Annotated in this window: 17 protein-coding genes and 2 tRNA genes; 7 read left to right on the top strand and 12 right to left on the bottom strand. The window is 33.2% G+C overall.

The window, feature by feature from the left end; genetic code table 11:
* Positions 1–14 precede the first annotated feature (14 nt).
* From BIW12_RS01185 to rpsT, 3 genes are all read left to right on the top strand, one after another.
* A tRNA-Glu gene (locus BIW12_RS01185) sits at positions 15–86 on the top strand.
* Between the two features lie 46 nt (positions 87–132).
* Positions 133–204, top strand: a tRNA-Glu gene (locus BIW12_RS01180).
* A gap of 166 nt (positions 205–370) precedes the next feature.
* The gene (rpsT, locus tag BIW12_RS01175; RefSeq protein ID WP_071183436.1) at positions 371–622 is read left to right on the top strand and encodes a 30S ribosomal protein S20; all 252 of its coding nucleotides are present in this window, start codon (positions 371–373) and stop codon (positions 620–622) included.
* An 81-nt stretch (positions 623–703) separates the two neighbouring features.
* On the opposite strand, the gene BIW12_RS01170 is transcribed toward rpsT, so the two are convergent.
* Both BIW12_RS01170 and BIW12_RS01165 read right to left on the bottom strand, forming a co-directional pair.
* Entirely contained in the window at positions 704–1,108 is a 405-nt protein-coding gene (locus BIW12_RS01170; RefSeq protein ID WP_071183435.1) for a response regulator, read from the bottom strand.
* Positions 1,109–1,111: 3 nt separating this feature from the next.
* Positions 1,112–2,824, bottom strand: a complete 1,713-nt coding sequence (locus BIW12_RS01165) for a sensor histidine kinase (protein ID WP_071183434.1) — start codon at positions 2,822–2,824, stop codon at positions 1,112–1,114.
* A 166-nt stretch (positions 2,825–2,990) separates the two neighbouring features.
* Between BIW12_RS01165 and typA the strand changes: the two genes are divergently transcribed.
* The gene (gene typA / locus BIW12_RS01160) at positions 2,991–4,787 is read left to right on the top strand and encodes a translational GTPase TypA (protein ID WP_071183433.1); all 1,797 of its coding nucleotides are present in this window, start codon (positions 2,991–2,993) and stop codon (positions 4,785–4,787) included.
* A 108-nt stretch (positions 4,788–4,895) separates the two neighbouring features.
* On the opposite strand, the gene BIW12_RS01155 is transcribed toward typA, so the two are convergent.
* From BIW12_RS01155 to BIW12_RS01140, 4 genes are all read right to left on the bottom strand, one after another.
* Positions 4,896–9,287: a T9SS type B sorting domain-containing protein gene (locus BIW12_RS01155; RefSeq protein WP_071183432.1), complete on the bottom strand. Its 4,392-nt coding sequence runs from the start codon at positions 9,285–9,287 to the stop codon at positions 4,896–4,898.
* A gap of 23 nt (positions 9,288–9,310) precedes the next feature.
* Complete coding sequence (locus BIW12_RS01150; protein WP_071183431.1) at positions 9,311–11,644, bottom strand: T9SS type B sorting domain-containing protein; 2,334 nt, start codon at positions 11,642–11,644, stop codon at positions 9,311–9,313.
* A 65-nt stretch (positions 11,645–11,709) separates the two neighbouring features.
* Positions 11,710–12,114: a response regulator gene (locus tag BIW12_RS01145; RefSeq protein WP_071183430.1), complete on the bottom strand. Its 405-nt coding sequence runs from the start codon at positions 12,112–12,114 to the stop codon at positions 11,710–11,712.
* Entirely contained in the window at positions 12,104–13,597 is a 1,494-nt protein-coding gene (locus BIW12_RS01140) for a PAS domain-containing sensor histidine kinase (RefSeq protein WP_071183429.1), read from the bottom strand. The genes BIW12_RS01145 and BIW12_RS01140 overlap by 11 nt, the downstream gene beginning before the upstream one ends.
* 348 nt (positions 13,598–13,945) lie before the next feature.
* On the opposite strand from BIW12_RS01140, the gene BIW12_RS01135 reads away from it, so the two are divergent.
* A complete protein-coding gene (locus BIW12_RS01135; RefSeq protein ID WP_071183428.1) occupies positions 13,946–15,010 on the top strand; it encodes a hypothetical protein in 1,065 nt (354 codons plus the stop codon).
* A 13-nt stretch (positions 15,011–15,023) separates the two neighbouring features.
* A complete protein-coding gene (locus BIW12_RS01130) occupies positions 15,024–15,893 on the top strand; it encodes an SdiA-regulated/phytase-like domain-containing protein (RefSeq protein WP_071183427.1) in 870 nt (289 codons plus the stop codon).
* A 141-nt stretch (positions 15,894–16,034) separates the two neighbouring features.
* Here the strand turns inward: BIW12_RS01130 and BIW12_RS01125 are convergent, their stop codons facing one another.
* The gene (locus BIW12_RS01125; protein ID WP_071183426.1) at positions 16,035–19,763 is read right to left on the bottom strand and encodes a metallophosphoesterase; all 3,729 of its coding nucleotides are present in this window, start codon (positions 19,761–19,763) and stop codon (positions 16,035–16,037) included.
* Between the two features lie 25 nt (positions 19,764–19,788).
* Here BIW12_RS01125 and BIW12_RS01120 point away from each other — a divergent pair, with 25 nt between their 5' ends.
* Complete coding sequence (locus tag BIW12_RS01120) at positions 19,789–20,988, top strand: Pycsar system effector family protein (protein WP_071183425.1); 1,200 nt, start codon at positions 19,789–19,791, stop codon at positions 20,986–20,988.
* On the opposite strand, the gene BIW12_RS01115 is transcribed toward BIW12_RS01120, so the two are convergent.
* The 5 genes from BIW12_RS01115 to BIW12_RS01095 form a co-directional block, all read right to left on the bottom strand.
* Positions 20,985–23,351 (bottom strand): GAF domain-containing protein, encoded by a 2,367-nt coding sequence (locus BIW12_RS01115; RefSeq protein ID WP_071183424.1) that lies wholly within the window; start codon positions 23,349–23,351, stop codon positions 20,985–20,987. The two genes, BIW12_RS01120 and BIW12_RS01115, sit on opposite strands and share 4 nt — an antisense overlap.
* Positions 23,352–23,429: 78 nt before the next feature.
* A complete protein-coding gene (locus BIW12_RS01110; RefSeq protein WP_083382024.1) occupies positions 23,430–23,675 on the bottom strand; it encodes a hypothetical protein in 246 nt (81 codons plus the stop codon).
* Positions 23,676–23,875: 200 nt separating this feature from the next.
* Entirely contained in the window at positions 23,876–24,934 is a 1,059-nt protein-coding gene (locus tag BIW12_RS01105) for a nucleoid-associated protein (RefSeq protein WP_071183423.1), read from the bottom strand.
* A gap of 95 nt (positions 24,935–25,029) precedes the next feature.
* Entirely contained in the window at positions 25,030–25,569 is a 540-nt protein-coding gene (locus BIW12_RS01100; RefSeq protein WP_071183422.1) for an IS1096 element passenger TnpR family protein, read from the bottom strand.
* Positions 25,570–25,673: 104 nt separating this feature from the next.
* A complete protein-coding gene (locus tag BIW12_RS01095; protein ID WP_071183421.1) occupies positions 25,674–26,276 on the bottom strand; it encodes an HPP family protein in 603 nt (200 codons plus the stop codon).
* Positions 26,277–26,282: the final 6 nt, after the last annotated feature.

Below are 26,282 nucleotides of genomic sequence, written 5' to 3'. Positions count from 1 at the left end.
TTAAAAGGAAAAATGGTCCGTTCGTCTATCGGTTAGGACGCCAGGTTTTCATCCTGGTAAGGGGGGTTCGATTCCCCCACGGACTACAAGTTTCTAGAAGGTAGAAAACTTAACTAACTTAGAGGAATAATTGGTCCGTTCGTCTAGGGGTTAGGACGCCAGGTTTTCATCCTGGTAACAGGGGTTCGATTCCCCTACGGACTACAGAATTAGTTGTGAAATAGTTTTATGAAATAAATAGCAAGTGTCTCTGGTGTTTATTTTATTAGTTAAAACCAAAGTGATTTCATTATGTTTAATGTAATTGTGGGAGGTTTTTCTTTTTTAGCTAATAGTTAAAATAATTATTACAATTAAAAAAAAAGTCAAAATGGCAAATCATAAGTCAGCTTTAAAAAGAATTAGAAGCAACGAGAAAAAAAGAGTATTAAACAGATACCAACACAAAACTACACGTAACGCCATTAAAGCTTTGCGTTTAGCTACTGATAAAGCGGATGCTACTGCTAAATTATCAAGTGTAATTTCAATGATTGATAAGTTAGCTAAAAAGAATGTTATTCATGATAATAAAGCTTCTAACTTAAAATCAAAATTAACTAAATTTGTTGCTAAATTGTAATTTTACAATTTTAAGATATAAAAAAACCTCGAAGAAATTCGAGGTTTTTTTATGGGCTAATTTTTTTTTTTATTCTGCTGCTCAGAGTTGTATTTTAGATTCTAAATACGTTAACATATTTGTGGTTATTGGTTTTGAAAGGAAATCAATAACCATTGGGTATTTTTTAGACTTTTCGTGGTCTTCAGGGTCTATTGTAGAAGATAAAACCACGATCTTGGTTGAGTTTACTTCTGCGTATTTATCGGTGCTGAAATTGTCCAGAAATTCCCAGCCATCCATAATAGGCATGTTTAGGTCTAGAAATATTAATTGAGGTAATTCTTTTGTTGCTTCTTTATTTATAATTGAGTTGAAGTATTCCAGTGCTTCTTCGCCGTTTTTAGCAGTAATAATAGTATTCGAAAAAGAGGCTTTGCTGATTACTTTTTTACATAACATAAGTGTTATTGGGTCGTCATCGACACATAGAATTAAATCTAACATGTTTTATTTGCTTTTAAATGTTAATGTAAATGTGGTTCCTTTGTTTACCTGGCTTTCGATATTGATGGTTCCTTTCATGGCTTCAACTTGCGATTTTACTAAGTAGAGTCCTAGTCCTTTGCTGTCAGGGTAATCGTGGAATCTCTGGTATAAGCCAAAAATTTTGTCTTTGTTTCTATTTAAATCAATACCTATTCCGTTATCTTTGAAAATGAGTTCTACGGTATTTCCGCTTTGTTGTGCTATTATGGTGATTTTTAAAGTTCTGTCGGTGGCTCTGTATTTTAGAGAGTTTGTGAGTAAGTTTAGCAAAATGCTTTCCATGTATGCTTTGTTGCTGTTAAGAACACTTACGTTTTCAATGTCTAATTTTAAGTATGGCTTAATTATTTCAATTTGATTGGATAATTGGCTGAAAACATTTTCGAAAACCTCTTTGAGTGAAATGTTTTCTTTTTCAATAGAGGTGTTGTCTTTAATTATCATGACTTTTGTTAAGTCTTCGATAGTTTCGTTTAATAAATGGGTTGATTTGCTAAAACCGTTGACAATCTCATTTAGTTCAGGGTCTTCAATTTCAATGTCTTCAATTAGATTTAGTAATCCGGTTAAGTTAGACATTGGTGCTCTCAGATTGTGAGAGGTGATATAAGAGAATTGTTTTAGGTCCTTATTGTTTTGTGTAAGTTCTTTAATGAGTTGTTCTTTTTCTTTTTCCTGATTTTTTTCTTCGGTTACATCTCTTTGAATGGATACCCAGTGAGATAATTCGTTTTCAGAATTGTAAATAGGAATCATTGTAAAACGCAACCAGAATTCGGTTTTGTTTTTTTTATAGCATCTTATTTCAAGTAAACCTTCTTCCTTGTTTTGAATTATTTGTATTATTTTCTTAATAACACTCAATTCGGTGTTGGGGCCTTTAAGGATATCAAGAGAATTGTTGATGATTTCTTCTGGTTGATATCCTGTCATTTGGGTAAATGCAGGGTTGGTGTAGATTATTTTTGGTAGTAATTTTTCGTTAAAAGTAGCTTCGGTAATTACTATGGATTCTTTGGTTTGTAAAATTACGGTTTCCAGTAATTTTAGTCTGAGTTCTTCTTCTTTTTGTTTGGTAACATCTTGGAGTGCTCCTATCATTCTGACGGCTTTTCCATTTTCATCTTTTAAAAGGAAACCTCGGTCTAATACGTATTTATAGGTGTTGTCTGCGCATTTAAACCGGTATTCATCTTGCCATTTTTCGGTTTTTTGTTCTATAAACGAATAGAGTCTTATTGACATTTTTATACTGTCTTCCGGATGGATGTTTCCAAACCACCAACTCGAACTGTCTCCAACCTGATCTTCTTCGTATCCAAAAATAGCTTTTATTCCTTTGCTCCAAATCATTTTGTCTTCCTGAATTTTCCAGTCCCAAATGGTATCACTTGTAGCTTTGGCAACAATGTCATACTTCTCATTTGATTCTTTTATTTCATTGTTGGTGTTTTCTAATTGTTCAAAAATTGTTTTGTTTTTGCTTTCGTTTTTAGATAATACATATTTAAAAGCAAATCCGGTTAAGAGGATCAAAAAGAAATCTTTGAAAAGGTTGAAAATGAGGTAATCTTCCTGGTTGAGGTATAAAGAGGTAATTTTATAAAGAAAAACCGCCAAAATTGAGGCAATAAGGATATATATTGTTGTTATTTGGGTGGTTTTATTTTTCATTAATCAAATATAATTAATAATTGTTAATAGCAAAATATCTATGAAAACTTATTTTTATTCGAAAATGATCCAGTCATGCTGTTAAATGTAAGTAAATTGTAAAGTGTTTGAGAAATATTTTTTATATCAAAATAAAGTGTACCTTTGCAGCCATTAAAAATCACAGATGGAAGCTATTAGAAACATTGCAATTATTGCCCACGTCGATCACGGTAAAACCACTTTGGTTGATAAAATTATGTATCATTGTCAGTTATTTCGTGACAACGAAAATACTGGAGATTTGATCCTTGATAACAACGACTTAGAGCGAGAAAGAGGTATTACCATTACTTCTAAAAACGTATCGGTTTCTTATAAAGGAACAAAAATTAATATTATTGATACTCCTGGTCACGCCGATTTTGGTGGAGAGGTAGAGCGTGTTTTGAACATGGCTGACGGAGTGTGTCTTTTGGTTGATGCCTTTGAAGGACCAATGCCACAAACGCGTTTTGTATTACAAAAAGCGATTGATTTAGGATTAAAACCTTGTGTTGTTATCAATAAAGTAGATAAAGAAAACTGTACTCCGGAAGAAGTACACGAAAAAGTTTTCGACTTAATGTTTGAATTAGGTGCTACTGAAGAACAATTAGATTTCCCTGCTGTTTACGGTTCTGCTAAAAACAACTGGATGTCTGATGATTGGAGAAATCAAACAGAAAACATTGAGCCATTATTGGACATGGTAATTGCTAATGTACCTGCTCCTAAGGTTTCTGAAGGAACGCCACAAATGTTAATTACTTCTTTAGACTTTTCTTCTTTTACGGGTCGTATCGCTATCGGTCGTTTGGAAAGAGGTGTTTTAAAAGAAGGTATGCCAATTTCTTTGGTAAAAAGAGATGGAAAAATCATCAAATCAAGAATTAAAGAATTACATACTTTTGAAGGTCTTGGACGTAAAAAAGTAGAAGAAGTTATAGCTGGTGATATTTGTGCGGTTGTAGGTGTTGAAGGTTTTGAAATTGGTGATACTATTGCTGATTTTGAAAATCCGGAAGCTTTACAAACTATCGCTATTGATGAGCCTACAATGAGCATGTTGTTTACTATTAACGATTCACCTTTCTTTGGTAAAGAAGGTAAATTTGTTACTTCCAGACATATTCGTGAGCGTTTGACAAAAGAATTAGAGAAAAACTTAGCGATGAGAGTTGCTGAGACTGATTCTGCTGATAAATTCATGGTTTTTGGTCGTGGTGTATTGCACTTGTCTGTTCTTATTGAAACAATGAGAAGAGAAGGGTATGAATTACAAATTGGTCAGCCACAAGTTATTATCAAAGAAGTTGATGGTGTAAAATGTGAGCCAATAGAGGAATTAACTATCGATTTACCGGAAAATCTTTCAGGTAGAGCTGTAGAATTTGTTTCTATCCGTAAAGGAGAAATGCTTTCTATGGAAGGTAAAGGAGAGCGTATGATTGTTAAATTCAACATTCCATCTCGTGGAATTATTGGATTGAGAAACCAATTGCTTACTGCTACTGCCGGTGAAGCTATTATGGCACACCGTTTCATTGGATACGAACCATACAAAGGAGAAATTCCTGGACGTAACAATGGTTCATTAATCTCTATGGAAAATGGAAAAGCAATTCCTTACTCTATCGATAAATTACAAGATCGTGGTAAATTCTTTGTTGATCCTAACGAAGATATTTACGAAGGACAAGTAATTGGTGAAAACACTCGTAGTGATGATATGACTGTTAACGTTACTAAAACGAAAAAACTGTCTAACGTTCGTTCTTCAGGAGCTGATGATAAAGCAAGAATTATTCCTGCTATCAAATTCTCTTTAGAAGAAGCTTTAGAATATATTCAAAAAGATGAGTATGTTGAAGTTACTCCAAAATCACTTCGTTTAAGAAAGATTTACTTATCTGAAACTGATAGAAAAAGATTTAAAATCTAATTTTTTAAATTCCAATATAAAAATCCCAAATTCAAAAGAGTTTGGGATTTTTTTTTATGATTGTTTTGCTTTGGAATTTGTTTTTTGTGTTTTGGAATTTCGTTATAATTATCTTTTCAAACTAAAATGTCCTTTAATTTCTTTACCATTTTCGAGTTTAGCGGTGTACCAATAATCATCTGCAGGTAGAGGAAGACTGTTAAAAGTGCCATCCCAGCCCTGACTTTGTGGATTAATGTCTTTTATTAATTTTCCAAAGCGATCAAAAATATGAATCACTGTTTTTGAATTGAATTCAGAATTGATTCCTTTGATATTCCAGTGATCGTTAAAACCATCATTGTTAGGTGTGAAAAATCTTGGAATACCTAAAATGGCAATAGTTTCATTGGTAATACCACAGCCATTTTTGTCTCTAATGTAAACTTCATGAATTCCGGCGGCTACATATTCGAAAAGGTTAGCATCCTGATAAAAATGGTTGCTGTCATCCAGACTGTATTCGTAATTTCCGGCTCCATTCACTAAAACTAAAACGGAGTTGTTATCGCTCAATTCGCTAATTTCGATATTGCTGATATGGGCAACATCTGAAGAAGTTACTGTAATTATTCTTGTCCGGCTACAACCCGATTGTGAAGTAACAGTAACACTGTATAAACCAGCGGTATTAACGTCTAAGGTGGGGTTTGTTTTGCCGATTAATATTTGATTGTCTTTTGTCCAAATGTAGCTATAGTTAGTTGTTGGACTGCCGTCGATTATTCCGGCAGTAAGTGTTACAAAGAAATTAGGCAGATTTTGACAAACGTAAACATCTGATAGGCGGCTGGTGTTGATGTCAATATCAGGTTTTGGATTTACTTTAAGAGTAATATGAGGTCCTATGCCGTAACAACTGTTGTCTAAATTACTGTCAACTCTAACCCATATTTTTTGTTCTTTAGGAGAAAGAATGTTTCGATAAGTTGTAGTGTTTGTTATTTCGTTTATTTCTGCTAAAGCATCTGTTTCGGTTTCGTAATATTTGATTATATAATTGTTTTTTGGATCTGGGAGTAAAGCCAGAATTGCCGTTTTGGCACTACTAAAATCGAACGCTGAAATTCCATCATAATCATCATGGGCAGCATCAATATAATCATCGCAATTTTCGAATGGAACATTGAAATTTGCCGGAATTTGAGTTGCCGAAACGATTAAGTTAATTTGTGCTACCGAAAAACAGTTGTTTGCATTTTCGATTCTGGACCAAATGATCGTTCCGTTATTGGCAATATAAGTTAATGGATTTGCAATTTTTTTAGTTGAATCGTTAGTGTTAGCTCCTATTAAAGTGGTAAAATAATTAAAGATTTCGTTTTGATAATTGCTTGAAATCTCATTGTTTTTTACTGTTAGATTAAAAGCTGATTTAGCATCTAAATCATCGTCACATTGTATGATACTTATATTGTTAACTACAGGTAGGGCTAGAATAGTTAAGGTGGTTTCGTTAGAAATCAATCCACAAGAATTCCCTGTTTTGTTTAGTATAACGCGGTATTTGTAGCCATTCATTGTTTGACTTACCGTATTAATGTTCAGCTTATTCGATGTTACACCAGAGAAGCTACCATTGTTTGTCAAGTTATTCCAGACAGTACCATTTGTAGATATTTGCCATTGATAACTATTGCCGCCGTTGTCGCTAATTGCAATTGAAGTGTTTTGATTTAAACAAGTTGGAGGTACAATAGGCTGGTTTGTAATAATTATTGGAGCTGCAATATTATAATTGGAATTTGGAGTAGTATAACCATTTGTAAGGCTTGTAACAACCCCGCTGGTATTTACAGTTGGAGGGAATACATTTCCTAATGTATTATTGTTAGTACTTGTAAAACCTGCTTCGATAACATCATTACACAAGTCGTTATCGCTATCAAGGTCTCTGTAATTTTTTATTCCGTCATTATCGGTATCAATGTTGGAGTTGCCTGTTTCTACGCTGTCATAAATTCCGTCATTATCGCTGTCTAAATCCAGATAATCAGAAACGCCATCATTGTCAGTATCTATAATTGATTTCGATTCGAAAATGTCAAACAGACCATTTCTATTTAAATCGGTAGTATTTAATGCAAAGTCGTTGCTTTGGCTTTCAGTTAGGTCAGGAATTTCGTCATTGTCACTATCAGTATCTAATTGGTCAGGAATTCCATCGCCATCGGTGTCTTTTGGTACGCAAACAGCAAAAAACTTTAATGTGCTCTTGTTTGCATCAGTATCGGAGAGATTTTTATGGGTAAAACTAATCGAATTAACCAAATGAGCTAAAAATTTAAAAGAGCCCGTTCCGGCTGCTAATGAAACAATTCCGTTTAATTGAAAGCGAATTTCAAATGAGGAATATTCGGTAACACCACTTTCATATATGCCATCGTAGTTAGTATCAATCAATAATTGATTATTTGGGTTGAGAACCGTAATGGTTTTGTTAACGTCGGTAGCAATAATATATTCTGCATTTGCATTTAATAAATCGGTTGGATTTGCAGCTGATACATATTCTATTCCAGTGCTTATTGGTTTAGAGAATGTTAATGTATATTTGGTAAAATTTCCTTTTCCAGCGGGGATTTCGGATATAAAACTGCCATCTGTATTTCCGGAAAATGGAATTCCATTGGCAATCGAAGATGTGTTTAGAGTTCCTGTATATGTATTCGAATAATTGCCAATTGTGATATTTCCCAAACTTAAATTAGAGATATTGATATTTTGGTTTCCGTAAGATTCGGTACAATTTGGAATTCCGTCATTGTCGTTATCAAGGTCTATGTTGTCGTTTACGGTATCATTGTCAATATCGGTAGGACAATTGCTTACCGGAATAATGTCAGAAAATATCGAAGTGTCACAATTAGAAATACTTCCTTTTACCTGATAAAATCCGGGTTGGGTAGGAGTATAGGTGTTGGAATTTGAATTGCTAATTAGCGTATTGTTAAAGTACCATTCGAAAGTATCGTAATTTAAAATACTATTTACAGTTAGGTTAAGATTAGGGATGCAGGAAGAATTTCCAGTAATAATGGCATCCGAAGTAATTTCAGGTTTAGTGTCAAAACCGGAATAGTAACCACCGTAAGTGGCAGCTCCATTGGTTCCAAAATAGGATACATAAACCTGTTTGTTAGATTTTATGCTAACATTACCATCAAGGTCTTTGATTGTGTAGCGAACATAATTTGAATTTCCTGTAATGCTAATAGGAGGGGTGCCTATAGGATTATTATTTATTAAAACATTGGCTCCGGTTTCGGTGATAATATTGATTCCGCCACTAAATGAAATATTACCTATCGATTCGATAAAAGGAATGTTGTCCACAATATTAGGAGTTGAGCAATTCAACGGAGGAACAAAAAACATATTTTGATTAGCCGAAGGTAAGTTGATTTGTTCATTAGTTTTAGGATCAAAAGCAGGAGCTAATCCGCCAATACTTTGATAAGCAAATGTTTTTTCGGAAGTGCTGACATATAAATTATTATTGATAAACTGGCTTCCGTCAATAGTTATATAGTCACCTGCATTGATAATTGTTGTGTATGGAGTTAAACTGCCGTTAAGATAGACAATCGTATTAGGATTATGAGCAATCAATAAAACACGTTCCAGTTCATTTGTTCCAATTCCCTTTACAAAAATATATTCTTTGCCAGTTTTTTCGAAAGAAACAATTTGGTCAAACCCAAGATCTCTTCCGTTTTCGGTACTATTACTTCCGCAAAAAGACCCTGAATTGATAACAATCGCTTTGTCTGACTGAACTAATGCGCCAATCATTTTAGCACTATTTGAAACAGTGTCTTCAGAGTTTTCTATGGCAAAAATATAACTTTCGTTTTTATTTAGATTGATGGTTACGGGGCCATTTACAGTTCTTCCATCAGCTAGAATTGTCCCGTTTGCTATGTTGGATATTGTAATTGTTGTATTGTTTTCGGTTGCAAGCAGGGAAGCAAAATTGAGTAGTGTTTTGTCACTATTTGAAGGGTTGAGCATAGCGCCTAGTCTAAATGTAGTTCCCAGAGCGCTGTTTCCTTTAGATACTAAACCGCCTGCATGATTGAACCTTTGATTATCGGGGTTGTAACCTGAATTAATTCTTACACTACAGTATATTAAATCATCGGCTTCAATAATGAATCCTTTGTTTATTGTTTTTCCAATAGCTGCTTTTGGTACCATTAGTTGTGTGTTGTTGCCGGATCCAATTGCATAGATGTATGGATTGCTGTTGTTGACCACAGCATTCGTAATTTGCCCGCCGATACTGATTATTCTCAGCGTAACATTTTTTGAGCTTGGAGTAGATATATATAAATAATGGTCTCCTGTTATTGTTTGTGAGTCTTGGCTGCTTAATGGCGGGATATAATGTGTTTTGCTAAATTGCGCAAAGCCATTTGTAGCTATTATCGTTAATAATATTGCGATTATTTTTCTCATTTGATAAAAATATTAAATAATTTTTATCTTTTTAATGAAAAATGACCTTTTATGTTTTTGCCGTCTTCAAAAATAAGATGGAACCAATAATCATCAGCAGGAAGCGCATAATTGTTAAAAGTGCCATTCCAACTCAAATTTGAAGAGTTAAATTCTTTTAATAATTTTCCGTAACGGTTAAAAATGGATATTGTAGCATGAGGAAGTTGTGATAAGTTTTTAATTGTCCAAAAATCATTGAAACCATCTCCGTTTGGTGTAAAATAATGGGGATAATCTAAAACATAAAAGCGGAAAGGAGCAGAAACACCGCATCCGTTTTTATCACGGGCATAGGCAAAATAGCTTCCTGCGGCAATGTTTAAAAATTCAGGACTGTCTTGGTAATAATTTCCGTCAATTGAAAATTCATAATTTCCGAAACCGGTATAATTAATAGTGGCAGTATTTTTATTTCCTGAAAAATTGGTTGTTTCTACCATTGTTATTGCAGCAATTTCAGATTTTACAACATGGAATTTTTTAGTCGCTTCGCAGTTGTAGGCATTGGTTACTGTTACAAAATAATCGCCAGGAGTAGTTATGGTAATACTATTGGTAGTTGCTCCCGTATTCCATAAATAGCTGGAAAAACCGGTGTTGACAGCTAGATCCATACTGGTACTACTGCATAAAGCTATATTCTCCTCTTGAAAGTTAGCCGGAGCAAAGGTTTTGACCTCAAGTATGACAGGGGTTATACCGTAACAGTCGGTTCCATTGATAATGCGGGCATAAATGGTTTGCTGATTCGGAATGTTGTTTGTAAATAGATTCGGAAGGGGATTGCTTTGTGTGTCGGCTGTCGCCATACTTGGATAGTAAACAACATTCAATCCATTGGGTAAACCATTTACTATTTGAGGAGAAACTTCATTATTTAAGTTAAATTCGCGAAATCCATCCTGAATGGCATTGTCATCACAAGTAATTATAGGAGATTGATTAGGTATTATAGCATTAGATAATTGCAATGTCAATTCGGCATAATTAGAGCAATTAAAGTTGTTGGAAACTTTGGCAATTAGCACCTGATTAGCCGATTTGTTGGTGTAATTTGTGGTGTTAAGAATGGCGTTAGTACCTGCTTTAGCATCTGTTAGATTTTCAAAATAACTTACAGCACTTAAGTTGGAATTGTTGTTTTTAATTTGGTTATCGGTTTTTGTTAAGTCAAAAACGGCTTTACTATCTCCATTAGTATCACATTGTATCAGAGTAGTGTTGTTTAAAACAATTTCAGGTGTGTACTCAACTTTAATTTGGTTTGAAACAGTACAACCGGATGGATTCAGAGTAACTTCAAGCTTGTAAGTTCCGGTGGTTTTTACAGTATAAGCCGGACTGGTTTCGGTGGGTAAAAGGACATTGTCTTTGTACCATTTGTAAGTGTAATTAGCTGGTAATTTAGTGTCAATAATATAATCCTCACCAAAACAAATAGCATTATTTGTGGCTAATAATTTGTCGGTTCCCAGGTTGATGATGGAATTAAAACTTGCTGATTCAATAAAAATAGCCGAATCAAAATAATTCACAGCATCATCACCAATGACTAATTTTATATGATAGGTGTTTCCAGCTATTACATTAGTACTTGCGTTAAAAACCTTGGTTTGTCCGGCATAATTAATAGGACTGTTATTTGTAGGGCTGGTATTAAATTGTCCAAAGTAGGATTCGTTGCTTGCCGGACATGATTTTTGTATTCCATTTAAATCCACAAAAGTAATAGCCGGATGAATATTGGTGGATGAAATGGGTATTGTAGTATTCGGAATTACGGCTAAGTTCTGATAAGCGGCCGTACTTCCTTTTTCTTTTATTAAAAAAGCAAAACCATCCGAATACCTACAAGGGAAATCTTCCTGATATTCATTTGAAGCAAATAAATAATTAAAACTAATGCTATTGGTTAACGGAATAAAATCAAATTCCAGATAAGTAGCATTGATAGATTTAATGTTTAAAGCCTGATCTAAATCGGGGTCGCCTAACCAGGAATTACTGCCTCCACCAAGATTTTTAACAAATGGACCTACCGATTCAGTACTACTCCAGGTACTTAAAACAATTCCGGATTGAAAAGGAAAATTAGCAGAATTATTTGTAAAAACTCCGTAGCTGTTTTTCCCGGGAACAAATGCGTCGCCTTGCACTTTTGGGTTTGTTATTTGCAAACAGGAACTGTTATTAGTCAATAGATTTACCAGTTCTAAAGCATTTTTAGTATCGTCAACAGCAATGGCTTGTGCCTGCAATTTTATGCCGGAGCAGTAGAGTGATAAACTGAGTAAAATGGTTTGCAGGACTTTCATAGTCTTACAAAGTTACTACAATTCTCTGTTTTTTAGTTACGGGGTTTTTGGATTAGCATTTTGTTTTAATCAAGCTCATTTTCAATTAGTAATGTAGCCTGTTTTAGTTTTTCGGAACTCAGTGGTTTTATAATGTAATCTTTTATTATCGGGTAGTTTTTGGTCATTTCTAAATCAGAAGGATCGATAGAAGAGGACACAATAAAAACAATTATTTTTTTTGCAAAAGTAATTCGTTCAAACTCGTCTAAAAATTGCCAGCCATCCAGTACAGGCATATTCAAATCCAATAAAATCACATCAGGAAGTTGAGCTGGATTGTTACTATTGTTTTTAAGTTCGTTTAACGCTGTTTGCGGATTGTAAAATGAGATGATTTCTTCGCAAAAATTATTTTTGGAGATAAGCATACTCATTAGTTTTATGGATAATTTGTCATCATCAATAAGGTAAGTTGTTTTATTTTTCATTAAAATACAATTTAAAATTGCTGCCTAATCCTGCTGTACTTTCTACTTCAATTTTACCTTTCATGGCTTCCATTTGGTTTTTTACGATGAATAATCCAAAACCTTTGGCATCTTCATTTTCATGAAAAGTTTTGTACATGCCAAATATTTTATGCTTGTATTTTTGAAGATTGATTCCTAATCCGTTGTCTTTGAAAGAAACAATATGGAATCCGTCCTCTGTTTTGCAACTGATATCTAACAAAGGAAGTCTCTCAGGAGATTGGTATTTTACAGCGTTGGTTAATAAATTATAGACAATGTTTTCCAGATAATCAGGGATAACATTGATGTTTAAATTAGCAGGAATATGGTGTGTAATACTAATTTTATCTTTGAAAGAATGGGTAATTTTCTCTATTTCTGATTTTAAATTGACTATTGTTTTCTTGGTTTTGCTATTTTTTTGAATAGTAATTACTTCGTTTAAATTTTCAATGGTCTTGGATAGTTTTTCGGTACCTTCTTTGAACATTTCGATAAAACTTAGTTTTTCATCGATTGTGTCGGTTTCATCAATAACGTTTAAAACCATTTGTAAATTACAGGTATGCGATCGGATGTTATGCGAAACAATATGTGCAAAATTTAAAAGTTTATTGTTTTGCTGATTGCTCACCTCTAATATGTTTTTGAGCTCAATTTCTTTTTCTTTTGTAGCGGTAATATCCCTTCCAATACCAATGAATTTGGTACAATTACCTTTAGAATCAAATATTGGAGTAATGTTTAATTCGAGCCAGTATTTCTTTTTATACTTGTTATAATTTTGAAAAACTACCTTGGTTTCTTGCTTCTTTTCCAGTGCCTGTTGGATTTTTTTTATCTTTTCAAAATTAGTTTCTATTCCAATAGAAATATAATTAGGTTTTTTCCCAATAATTTGTTCTAATGTTAAATCGGTTAAATTCATGTAGGCCTGATTCGCCCAGATGGCTTTTCCTTCAGCATTTGTAATAATGATACTGTCAGTAGTTTCAGAAGCAACAAGCGATAACAGACTCAAATTTTCAATGACATCATTAGCATTAGAAAATACAGAAGAGAATTTTTTGATAGCTAATTCTATTGCAATTGTCCGTTCTTGTTCTGTAGTAATATCTTTAAAAGTGCCGTGAATACGATGGAGTTGATTAGCCATAAATTCAACCTGACAGATACATTCTAAGTGTTTGATTGTTTTTTGAGCTGTAATTATTTGGAATTTTCCGCAAACAGGAATTTGATTCTCAATCGCTTTTTGTAGTAAAGATTTGAACTGGATTAGATTTTTTCGATTAAAAAAAACTAAAGTATTTTTAAAGTCAGGCATAAAATCCTCCGAAACTTCAAAGAAAGATTTTGTATTTGCATCAAAAAAAATACGATTGTTTTTTAGGTTAATATCCCAAATTCCAATTTCAAAAGTATCAATTGTTTGATTGTAAATTTCCTGTTTATCCATTATAAATGTTGTAATAAAGCCAAAAAAAATGATTTTAGGTTAGGGGGAAAATTCCAAATCAGTAAATTTAAAAAGCTTGTTTAAAATGTTTTAATGATGAGAAAATCATTATAAGAAAATAAAAATACCGAACAAACCCGCAGCACACAAATAAAATCGATGAACAGCATTCTTTTTTTCATTGGATTTTTATGTGTATTAAAATCATTTATTTCTAGCGGCTGGTAATCAGTAATTAAGTGATTTTTTAGGATTTAAAGGATTTTTTTGCTTTTCGTTCGTTTTGTAAAGTCTTTTCAAAATTTGCTTTGAAATAATTAATGTAAATTTGTATAAATAAACAGTTGCATGAGCGATATTTCCCCTTTGTTTAAAAAACCAACCTATCCTGTAAATCATTCTCTTTTGGATTATTTAGAACGCTTTGACAGGGTTTCTAAAGTGGCGATTTCTTATGAAGATTTGCTGCGTTTTTCAGGTTCAATTAATGTGTATGATAAATTTGATCAGGATACCTTATGGGTTAGGGTTTTTTACAGCGAATATGAAAGAAGTGAAATTGATTTGAATTTAAAGAAAATCTACTCTTTGCTGCATTCCGATGGAAATTCAGATATTATTAAGTTCCTAAATGTAGATGCAATTGACTACTGTACTTTTGGAAATTCAAAACCTTTCAGAATAAAAGTGCGTAATGTGTTGAACGATAACTACGTTCATTTTTACATTAAGAAAGCCGATGCTTCCCGTATTTACGGATTAGAATTAGAACATATTCTGTCTCCCGATAAAATCAATTTTCTGGTTTATCAGGATACATTAATTGAAGAACATATTATAGGTATTCCCGGCGATGTTTTTATGGAAACTTTACTCGAAAGTTGCTCAGAAACCGAAAAATCCCAAATAGCCAAAGAGTTTGTTAAATTCAACGAGCGCTGTATGATTAGGCTTTTAGGTGATATGCGTGCTTATAATTATGTGATTGTTCCTATTCACGATTTTGATCAGGTGGTTTATAAAATCAGGGCTATCGATTTTGATCAGCAATGTTACGAAGGGAATTTTAAAATTTACCGTCCACAATTTTTCAAAGAAAATTTTCCGATGATACAACTAATCAAGGAAAAATTGCAGGACAGTTCGATTGAACAATATAAACATGAAGAACGAGCGGCTTTAGCCAAGAGAATTCTTTCGGCCGAAACCCGAATCCAAAAAATATTGCGAATCATGTCTAATGATACCATAGCTCCCGAGGAGCATATTAAACAATTAAAGCTGGAGTTGTATCGTTATACAAACGATATGAACTTTAAAAACGCTACTTCTATGGGCTATGTTCTCAGTGCAGCTTTTAAGTTTGTCACCCGAAATTTCAAACATCCTGATATCTTTAAACCTGGTTTTTAAAACTATTATTGTAATGAAAAATATTTTTCCTATCGTTTTGTTATCTTCTTTATTTAGCTTTTGCCAAAGAGAATCTTCTGTTATTTCAGAGCTTTACACTTTACCCAAACAATTAAAAGAAGTTTCGGGAATTGTTTTTACCGAAAGTTCTAAGTTATTATGGACTCTGGAAGACAGCGGAAATGCAAATGAAATTTATGCAGTTGATAATCAGGGTAAATTAAAAAAAAGTATTAGCATTGCTCAAACCGAAAATATCGATTGGGAAGATATTACTAAAGACGGCCAGGGAAATTTGTATATAGGCGATTTTGGTAATAATGAAAATACAAGAAAAGATTTGGCGATTTATAAAATTGCCAAAGATTCTTTGCAAAACGAAAGTGTAATCCCTTCATATAAAATTAGTTTTGTTTACCCGGAACAAACGGAATTTCCTCCTAAAAAAACAAAACTTTTTTATGATGTTGAAGCTTTTGTCGAATATAAAAACAACTTTTATTTGTTTACCAAAAATAGGAGTAAAGGTTTTGACGGAACTACATTGTTATATAAAGTACCCAACAAAGCCGGATTTCATCAGGCTGAATTATTAGGAGAATTTAAAGCCGAAGGCGATTACCAAAATGCGGCTATAACCAGCGCAACCATTAGTCCCGATGGCAAAAAAGTAGTTTTGTTGAGTCATAGCAAAATATGGATTTTTCAAAATTTCACCTCCGATAATTTTTTCTCTGCTTCAGTAAACAAAGTCGATTTACAGCATTTTTCTCAAAAAGAAGCCATTTGTTTTAAAGACAATACAACGCTTTTAATAGCCGACGAAAAGACTAAAAAAATAGGTGGATTAGTCTATCAATTGGACTTAAGTGCTTTAAATTAAGATGATTGTCCGCTAGCGGACATGACCCACAGAGTAACGCGGACTAAATTGATAAACACGGATTTTTAAAAATACAATCTGTGATAATCTGCTAAAATCAGCTTAATCTGCGTGCCATTTTAAGAAAATAGTGATATAATATTAGAAACCAAATCCAATACCAAAACTAATTCGGGCTTCTTCATCAGCGCTTTTAAAATAGCTTAAACGCGCCGTTACGGTATTGATTCCGTTAAGCCATAAACCACCGCCCACAGATTGATGCCATTTGTTAGAGGCTTCTCCATCAAGCCAGACTCTTCCATAATCGTATCCTCCAAAAAAGCCATAAGACATTGGAATAAGACTGTTTTTTATTTTTCCAATAGAAAAACGAAGATCACTGCTTTGGAAAAAAGACTGATTGCCTATAAAACGTTGGTTTCTAAAACCTCTTAAATCATAGTCGCCGCCTAAAGCAGCTGCCTGATAAAATTCAAAATTATTGTTCAAAATCATTTTTCCTTTTAATAAAGTAGCAAATACAATTTTCCCCTGATGATCTATTTTGTGATTAAAATTGATTTTAGATTCTAATGTTGGGAAATTTTGCTTGTTGTTTTCCAGATTCATTTTCCAATTGGCAGCAATTAAAAATCCCATTCCCATTGTCGGCAGCGAAGGACTGTCGTAGTTTTCATAGCCATATTCAACAGTGGCTCCCGCAAATTGCTGATGATTGAAAATTTCAGGATTTACAATATTTGGAATCGAAATAAATCGACCGGCTGTATTTTCTACATCAAAATTCTCATAAGCAAGCTGGAAACTAATACGGCTTCCTAATCGTCCTATTTTTTCAATTTTAGGAGCAAATTTCAACATTCTGATATGTACTCTGTTGTAATCCATGCCGTTTATTTCGTCCACATTGGCAGTGTTATTTCCATAACCAAAATAATTTATGGCAAAGTTCGGGCTGGTAAATTGTGAGTCAAACCCAAAATTCCATTTCCCTATAAGTTTAGGAACATCTAAATGATAACCTAATTCAAAACCATCGGTCGCAAAATAGTAATTGGCTTTAAGAGTATGCTTTAAAGTATAAGGGTTTTGTTTGAAATGATTGATGGTATAATTAGCTATGATTCCTAATTTCACCCCATCATCGGGATTAAAACCTATAGTAGGCAAGCCAGAAAACGCATTGTATTTAGGTTTTTGATAGTTGTACAAGTTGGTTTCATAATCATCGGTTAAGATGGTTTTTGTTCTGGAATCAATGTCAAAATTGTTCTTTTTTGATTTGAAGTCAAGGATTGTAATGTTTTTTCCATTCGTAATAACATAGCTGTCATTATTTTGACCTCCAATTAATTTTATTTTTATCGCTGATTTTTGAGTGCCCTGAAAATCAAAAACATCCTCGTCGTCCAGTCCGTAAATCCAAATGTTTTTTGTCGAATGCGAATCGAATGTTTTACTGTAAAGCAGTTCTTTTCCCTCTTTTTTGATTCGCGATACAGTGATTTCGACTTTGTTTTTAGAAACAGGTTTGATGCTGAATTGGTCTTTTTTATTGGTACCAACAACAATTACCGTTTTTTGTAAAACCTTGTTGTATTGACTCGCATAGTCGGTTAATTCGGCTTTTCTAAGTTTTAATTTTTGTTTGATTGAAGCTATCGTTTCATCTTGGACTTCTGAAGGTAAATTGTCAAATGCACTATCAATAGTTACATCACTTAGATTTTCCTGAATAAATTTAGCCTGATTAATCCAGTCTTTTTCGGTTGCATTTTTTAGAAAAGCAACGTCTAACGGATAAGCTTCTCGATTAAACCATTTTACATTATCAATGTTATTTTTAAAGCTTTGCATGTGGCGAAGTGCGGGAATGTTCATCAAAAGTGATAACAAAGTACCATCGTATTTCGAAAAAGCCTGATCACGGTCGCGGGGAATGGGTTTGTAAATGATTTTATTTCCTATTTTGTATTCAGCCCAACGCCACTGGTCATAATGCCTGTCCCAGTCGCCAATGAGCATGTCAAACAAACGCGCTTTGATGTATTCGTTTTCGTCAACAGCGTATTTTTCGTCCTTTTGTAAGTTTTCGAGTAGTTCATCAGTTCCAATAATGGCTTCTGATTTTCCAAAATTAAGAAGTTCTTTTTGGCTATCCGTGGGTCTTTCTTCAACCAGGTATAATTCATTTCCAAAATCGGTATTGAATTCGCCCAATGCTTTTTGCTTTGGGATATAATAAAGGGCTGGATTGCTATGAAAAACGCCAATTTTGTCTGCCATGTTTCCTACTGCCAATGGTGTGTAAGGATGGGAAGTAGTGTAAAAATCATATAGAAAATTCTCAGCATAGGTGTTTTCAAATTCATTTTCTACATATTGGTCTTTGAAAGCGACACTTTGTAAAAATCGACTAGGACTTTTCTTTAGGGCACGCATAACATATTCTTTTCCTTCAGTATTTATAAGACGTAACGACTTAGATTGGTGACCGCCACCTGCTCTTGAAGGAGTTACACCATTAAAAAGGGTATTTAATGAAGCAGTTGGAACTTCGATTAATTGGCTGTAATATTCCCGATAATGTTTGCCTAAAAGGAAATTATGAAAAATGCTTTTGGAAGTCATTTCAGGACTATAAATGCTCGCTTTTGTAGTTGCTGCAAAAGAATTAGGATAATTGCTTATGGTTTCTTTTTTAGGTTCAAAGATTGTTTTTTCAAAGAGAACTTTGGTTTTGTTGTTTTCAATGCCAAAGTATTTAACGGTAGTTTTTCCGTTAGTATAGCTTGTTAAAGTTGCAAATCCGTTTTTACCATAAGAGAAATCATTAGGATTTATTGCTCTGGCAGCTTCTGATTTTGAGCCAGCACCACTAATAATTTGTTTGATGTTTTCATTTTCTATGTACTGCAAATTATGGTCGTGTCCCGAAACCAGAACTACATTGTCCTGGTTTTGTAAAAGTGTTTTCAGGCGTTTTACCAAGATTTGGTATTGCTTGTTTTGAATGTCCTGCGGACTAATTCCGGATGTTTTTCTAAAGAAATTGACAAATGAACCAATAATAGGTAAAGGAATTTTTTGTTCTAATGGAAATAGTTGTTTTTCCAGTGAAAATTGTCCACCATGTGTTCCGTTGCTCATCAAAGGATGATGAATTGCTACAACTACGGTTTTATCTTTGTTTTTGTTTAAAATACTTTCAAATTCTTCAAAAAAGTCTTCACGCGTTTTTATACTGCAATCGTCATTAATATTGGGGATTTTGTCCCAATCTTCCAGAAACCATTGGCTATCAATGGTAACTAAACAAAGTTGGTCATTTATTTTTTTATCATCAATAGGGCAGCTATTTGCAGGAAGAAATGCTTTTTTATCCCCCAGATAATTGTTTATTATTATTTCCTGACGTTTTAATCCGTTAATACCTGAATACCAATCGTGATTACCGGGAATAAAAATGGTTTTCCCTTTAAAATATTTAGAAAGAGCTAATTGAGTAGTTATTTTTTCTAATGCAATATCGTAAGCTGCTTTATCTTTTTCATCAGGCATTCCTTTTGGATAGATATTATCACCTAAAAACAATAGAGTAGCATTTTTATCGGATTGTTGAAGTTGTTCCTGTAAAGAGTGAAGCAATTTTTTAGCGTTATCTTCATCGGCATTTCCCGCATCACCAATTAAAAAAAAGCGATGTGCAATTTTTGTTGAATCCTTTTCGTTAATAAGCGTATTTCTTTTCGAATTGCTTCCCCATTGAGCATAATGGGTTGCACAGGAAGTGACTATTAATAAGGCGAAAAGTGAGAGAAAAAATATTTTAATTTTGTTGAATCGCATATCCGAAAACAATTTCATAATTTAGTAGTATAAAAATTTACCTATGAATCTTATAGAGCAAGCACAAGATTTTGTTTATAAATTACTCAAAGATAAACTTTCTGATTCATTTATTTATCACAATTTCAACCATACTTCTGATGTGGTTGAGGCTGTAAAAATACTTGCGTCACAAGAGAATTTAACTGAAGAAGAACTTGAAATGCTTGTGGTTGCGGCCTGGTTTCATGATACGGGTTATATTGATGGAGTTGAAAATCATGAAGAAAACAGTGTGAAAATTGCTGCGCAGTTTTTGGCAGATAAAGGAAAAACATCCACTTATATTGAACAGCTAAGTGCTTTAATCAGGGCAACTTTGTACTCTTATGAACCCCAAACTATTCTTGAAAAAATAATCAAAGATGCCGATTTTTATCATTTTACAAAGGAAAATTACTGCGATCGATGTGAATGTTTAAGAGCCGAATGGAAAATTGTCAAGCAAAAAGAAACTTCCGATTTAGAATGGGCTCGGGAAAATTTGAAAATGCTAACCGAATGCCATGAGTATTACACCAATTATGCAATTGCAAACTGGAAGGTTTTAAAGGATAAAAATGTAAGTTTGATTCAGCAGAAAATTAAAAAAATGGAAGAAGAGCAAGAAGAAAAAAAAGAGAAAAAAGAGAAAAAAGATAAATCCAAAAAAGAACCTAAAACCGCTAAACCCGATCGCGGAATTGATACGATGTTTAGGGTTACTTTGAACAATCATACCCGTTTGAGCGGAATAGCCGATAGCAAAGCCAATATTTTATTATCGGTAAATGCTATTATTATTTCTATTGCGTTATCTACCATTGTTCCTAAACTTGATAGTCCCAGCAATGCGCATTTGGTGGTTCCAACTTTTATTTTGCTTACATTTAGTGTTGTTTCTATTGTTTTTGCTATTCTTTCTACCCGACCTAAGGTTACTACCGGAACTTTTACAAGACAAGATATTGAAGAACAAAAAGTGAATTTGTTGTTCTTTGGTAATTTTTACAAAATGCCTTTGGAAGAATACGAATGGGCGGTTAACGAAATGATGAAAGACAACAGCTATTTATACAATTCGATGATTAAGGATTTGTATTTTTTAGGTATTGTTTTAGAACGAAAATACAAGCTGTTACGCATAACCTACAATATTTTTATGATTGGGATTATCGTTTCATTTCTGGCTTTTCTCCTTGCATTCAATGGTATTAGAGCCTAATGCAAGGTGTCTAGTAATTCTTTGTAAGTATATTGAGAGTCTATATTATCGTCCGAATTCATTACCTTAATTCGAATGGCTTTTAATCCATAAACTCCTTGTAAATCTTCCACTTCAAATTGTTCTATTTGGGGCTCAAGGACTTTTTTGAATTGTAAAAACTTGATGTATTTCAGGTATTCGGTTTCCTCAAATGAATGCGAATACACAATGGTAATTTTCTCTTTTTGAGTAATTCTTTCTTTCGTGTTTTTTATGTGCGCTTTGTCAATGCGTTTTTTTACCACTTCATAACGGGCATTGTAGGTACCGTCCACATCAAAACGTTTTTCGTCCATTCGGAATCGAATGGATATTGGAGAACTAAAAACTAAAATTAACGAACTCACCTCTAACTGACCGTAAGGTAGTACTTTTTTCAATCGATGGTGTGCTAATTCCATCTTGCATAAGGTTTGTAATTGCCACAATCTGAGATTGTTTAAATACATCAAATCAAAAGTTTGCGATGGTGTTATCGAAGCACCAATGTATAAATTGTGTTCTACACCATCGGTTTTAAAACGTTCAAAATAATGCGGGAAAATAGCCTGAGCTTCAGTTTGTTCATTATCTAAAACTGCTGCCATTTCTTTGTTGATGATAGACATGGCATCATCAAAACTTTTTCGGGCATCATAGAAAAGGTTTGTTTTAGGATCTAAGTTTTCGAAATAAGAATTGAGCAGTAGTTTGTCATCAGTATCAATAATGGCATTAGTCAAAAAAGGATGGATTTCTTTTTCGATATAATTTTGAATTTGCTGCTCGGTATCTGCTTTTAATTCTTTTCCTAGGTCTTCTTGATACGACTGTAATTCAAATTTGAGTTGCTCTGATAAAGGCAGTTTTTGTATGGATTTCGAATTTTCGAAAATAGAGATTAAATGATTCAATTGATTTTTTAAATCTTCTTTTACCGTATTATTTCTATGTTCTGATGAACTATTGATATCTATTTGACCATAAAGCGGATAGACTTCTTTAAAAACAATCTCTTTAAAAGTATGTTCTTTTTTTGAGTTATTAGTTTGTAAATATTTTTGTGCTTCAGCTTTAAATTTCCAATATACACTTGAGTGAATGGCAGTATATTCACGTTGGATTACAGCTTCAATCTGGTTTTTTAGATCGCTGTCATGACGTTCCAGAGTATCAACAATATTAGGAATAATCAGTTGAAGATTGTTAGCGTTAATACTGTTTAAACTCCTTGGTGTTGCCGAAACCAGTTCGATAATCCCTAATAATTTATTGTCTTTTACAACAGGAGTAAAAATGCAACTTTTGATGTTTTGATCCAGTAATATTTGAGCAAATCGTTCATTTCCGGGAATGCCGGCAAAAGCCTCGACATTGGAAATAGAAATTGTTTCTTTAGCTTCTAAGAGGGTATTTAGAGAACAACCTAAAAAAGCATTGCAGCATTCTATTTCGTCTTTATTTTGAAGAATGAAACTTTCTATGCTGTTTTTGTCTAAAGGTAATTTGGTGAACTTTTTTTCATCATCATTATAGAGACTGATTCCGATTCGTAAATCGGGAATTTTAAAAATGGATCTAAAAATGCTTTCTGAATTTTTGTTTTTTTCACTGCCTTCTTTGTCTCTTTTTAAAAGGTTACTTTTTAGATTGGAAATAGCACTTTCCTTGGTTGCATCAAATAAACTAACGATTCCAAATCCTTTTAAAACCCAACTTTCTAATGGGAATTTTTCCTTCCATAAGGCTATGTTGTCAAAGTTGTCCATTAATTCGTCGATTTCTTCCTGACTTAGACTTTTGGCATTTTCCGAAGGATAAATTTCGATAAAATCGGCATTGTAAAGAATGCGATAATGATGTAAAACACCATCAGTATCCGGAATATCATAGAAAAGGGGTTTGCTGTAATCAAAATTTTGATTGTAGTAAGCGTTTAAAATTAAAATGCAGCTGAGTACATAAAACTGATCGTCGCTAAAATCGCGGATGTTTAGGTCAAAATCCCCGGCGTTTTTTACTATTTTTTTAAATCGTTTGCTGTAATTGAAAGTGATATTCTGAAACGGAATTGTAACAGCTTTAATTTCATTATGAGTCAGAGCGGTAGGAAATAAATCGGCTAATAAGTTTTTAATGAGTTTTTTGTTATCAGTAATAATCGAAAAATCTTCTATTCCGGTTCTGAATTCTGGAATATGTTCAATTTCTTTTAGTAGTGACTTAGCATAATTAGAGCGATAATCAACATCTGATAGTGCAATTTCTTCCAGTGACTCAATGAGTTTATGAAAAGAAATTAAGGTTTTAAAAGGACTCTCTTTAAATAAATGACGATTCATTTCTACTTTTGTTAACTATACAAAAATAGTGAATTATGCCTTTTGATTGCTGTTGCAAATGCTAATTTGTTTTGGCTGCTAATGTTGTTTAGCAATTAGTTTTTTTTGATAAAAATTGACCAGAGCTTCGTTGACTTCTTTTAGTTCAGGTGTCAGAAAAGTGAGATTGCCTTCTTCGGTATTAGTTAATTCCATTTTGCAAACGGTGCATTTGTATTCCTTTAAATGGTTGGTAATATTTCTTGAAGTAATTATTTTGTGCCCAAATAGAGCGCATATTATTTTCTTGCTAACAATAAGCTTTTTCATTTCAAATAATTCCATAATAAAAGCAGGTTAATTTAGTTTGGGAGATATAAAAGTAGAAGATTATAGATAAAAATGCGTATAAAATCGATTAAAAGCACTTTTTGTTTAATTTATTTAAGTTTTAACTTATTTTTTTTGATTTGTTTAAAAAAAAATCTCCAACTGCCTGAGAAATTGGAGATAGAATGAATTGTAAAATCAAATTCTGAAATGAATTAAGATTTTTGTTCTTTATTAAAATAAACTAAGTAGTAATACATTTGTTTTTCTTCGTCCCATCCTTTTTCCACAAATTTCTCTGCACTTTCAGGATTAATGAAATCCATTTTTATCTGAATGTTTGTATCCAGATTAATAACGTTTTTGATTGATTTTCGGGCATCACTTACAGCTGCATTTGCAATTGGGAATGAGGTTACATCTTCGATGCTGTATTTTTCGCCTTTATCAACTTTGTAGTTTTTAAACTCAGGGATCAAATCAGGATTGTCTAAAACTTCGTTTAAGAAATTTTGTTCTTCAAACTGATCGTTTTTGGCAAAATAATTTACCGAACGGTTCATGAACATTACTTCTTCTTTTTTGTCTTCGGCTGGAAAAACGACATCTTTGGCAAAGTTTTGACAAAATTTCAAATATTTCTTAGTGATGAAATTTTCGTCTTCAAAAGCATCAACCGAAAGGAAATGTTCTAACCAATAACGTGCATCATAGCGGTTGCTGTCAACTGTTAAGATTTTAAAACCTTCTTCTTTTTTATGATTAAAGATCAAACAACCTTTGTCCAGCTTATTTAAATTGATTCCTTGTTGTAGAATCATTTCTAAATTAGATTCTTTTTCTTCAAATTGTAAAAAGTCGCTTTGTAACTCACTTTTGAAAATTCCGATAGCGTCAACCACATTGTTATCGATGTTGATGTTTGTTAGGTAAGTAACATAAACTTCTCCGTTTTTAATGTGTGGATGATTGGATTGTTCAAATAAGTGCTGCGTGATTTTTTTAGAAGTCTCATGCAAAGTACTTGGGTTGTCAAAAATTTCACAGGCATATTTGTACATGTCATTGTAATCCAAATCGACTTCATGGGCAAATTGGTAATAGTTTTCTTCTTTTTCTCTAAAAGGTTTAAAAAAGAATTCTTTTATAAGAGGCACAATTTCATCTTGTAGGTTGAAAGGTTGCTCCGATAAAAAGATAGCCTCATTTCGGCTTTTATTTCCTACTCTGTGAATAGAAAGCGTTTCGATGTGTGTGTTGAATAGGTTGATCATGTAGTTGTTTTGTTTTTAGATGCAAGAGCCAAGAAAAAAGACAGTTTTTTTGAGGTCTTTCATCTTGGCTCTTGATTTATGCTATTGGTTATATTTTAGTTCCAATTTTCTTCAAAGCCGTAATCTTCGTAACTGTCATCTCCTTCAAACATATCCATGTCGTCGTCGTCAAGGCCGTCTTCAAATTCGTCATAAAAATCATCAGCATTATCTGCTTCAAAGTTTTTTTCTAAAGCTTCATCAGGCATTTCGCCATGAGAAAACAAGGTTTCTGGATAGATTGCTCCCGCAGTTTGTTCTTCAATTGCGGCCAATTCTACTAAGAAAGTCCACATATTGATAAAATCATAAACATAAATAATTTTAGTATTTTCCTCGTCCAGAATGTCTGAAAGTTTATAATCACTCATGATACGTTGTTCGCCGGGAACATCACCGGTGTCAAAAAGTGAAATTTCATCTTCCTGATTCCAGGTTTCATCGCAAGTGTAAAAAGAAGCGACTTCCATACCATCAAATCCAAAAGAGTTGAAGATAGCGTTGTGTAAATCTTCTAAAGTATCATCATCAAGTATCGCGATATCTCTAAAAATATCTTCTTCTGCGTCTAAGATTACTCTAAATTTATAAACCATAATCGTTGTTTTTTATAAAAAGCCAAAGGTACATTTAATCCTTTTTAATCCCAATGCGATTCGTTAATTTTTATTAAAAAAACAATGAAGTATTTGATATATAATTAGTTGTTGCGTCTAAGGCGTTTGATGATTTTATGGTAACGTTTGTGATAAGTGCTGTGTGTAGGGTACTTACGGCTTGGTGTCATATTGTTGAAAATTAAAGCCGTAAAAAATAGAATTAGTACCCCGGTTAATACAGGAGAAAGTACATACCAATAACCTAAATCTTTGATTTTTTGTGTACCAATAATAGCAATCAGAGCTGTTGCTCCTCCGGGTGGATGTAGGGTTTTAGTTATTTGCATTAAAACAATCGATAAGGAAACAGCTAAAGGTGCGGCTATGTAAACGGTTTCAGGGAATAAATAATGAACAGTGACACCAATAAAGGCAGAAATTAAATGTCCGCCAATAAGATTGCGAGGCTGAGAAAAGGGACTTTCGATAATTCCATAAACCAGTACACTTGAAGCTCCGAAAGAACCAATAAGATACACCACATCCTGATGTGAAAATTGTTGACTTTGCGAATATGCAATAAGACCTATTCCGATAAATGATCCTATGAATGACCAAAAATGTTCTTTGTAATCAATTAATGTTTCCTTGTAAAGGATGTAACGGGTTTTGCGATAACCGCGTTTAATTTTAGAAGTTGGCATGATTTT

The sequence above is a fragment of the Flavobacterium commune genome (genome assembly GCF_001857965.1).
In the GTDB taxonomy this organism is placed as follows: Bacteria; Bacteroidota; Bacteroidia; order Flavobacteriales; family Flavobacteriaceae; genus Flavobacterium; species Flavobacterium commune.
The sequence above is the reverse complement of the archived record's forward strand: the minus strand, read 5'-3'. Positions and strand labels throughout refer to the sequence as shown.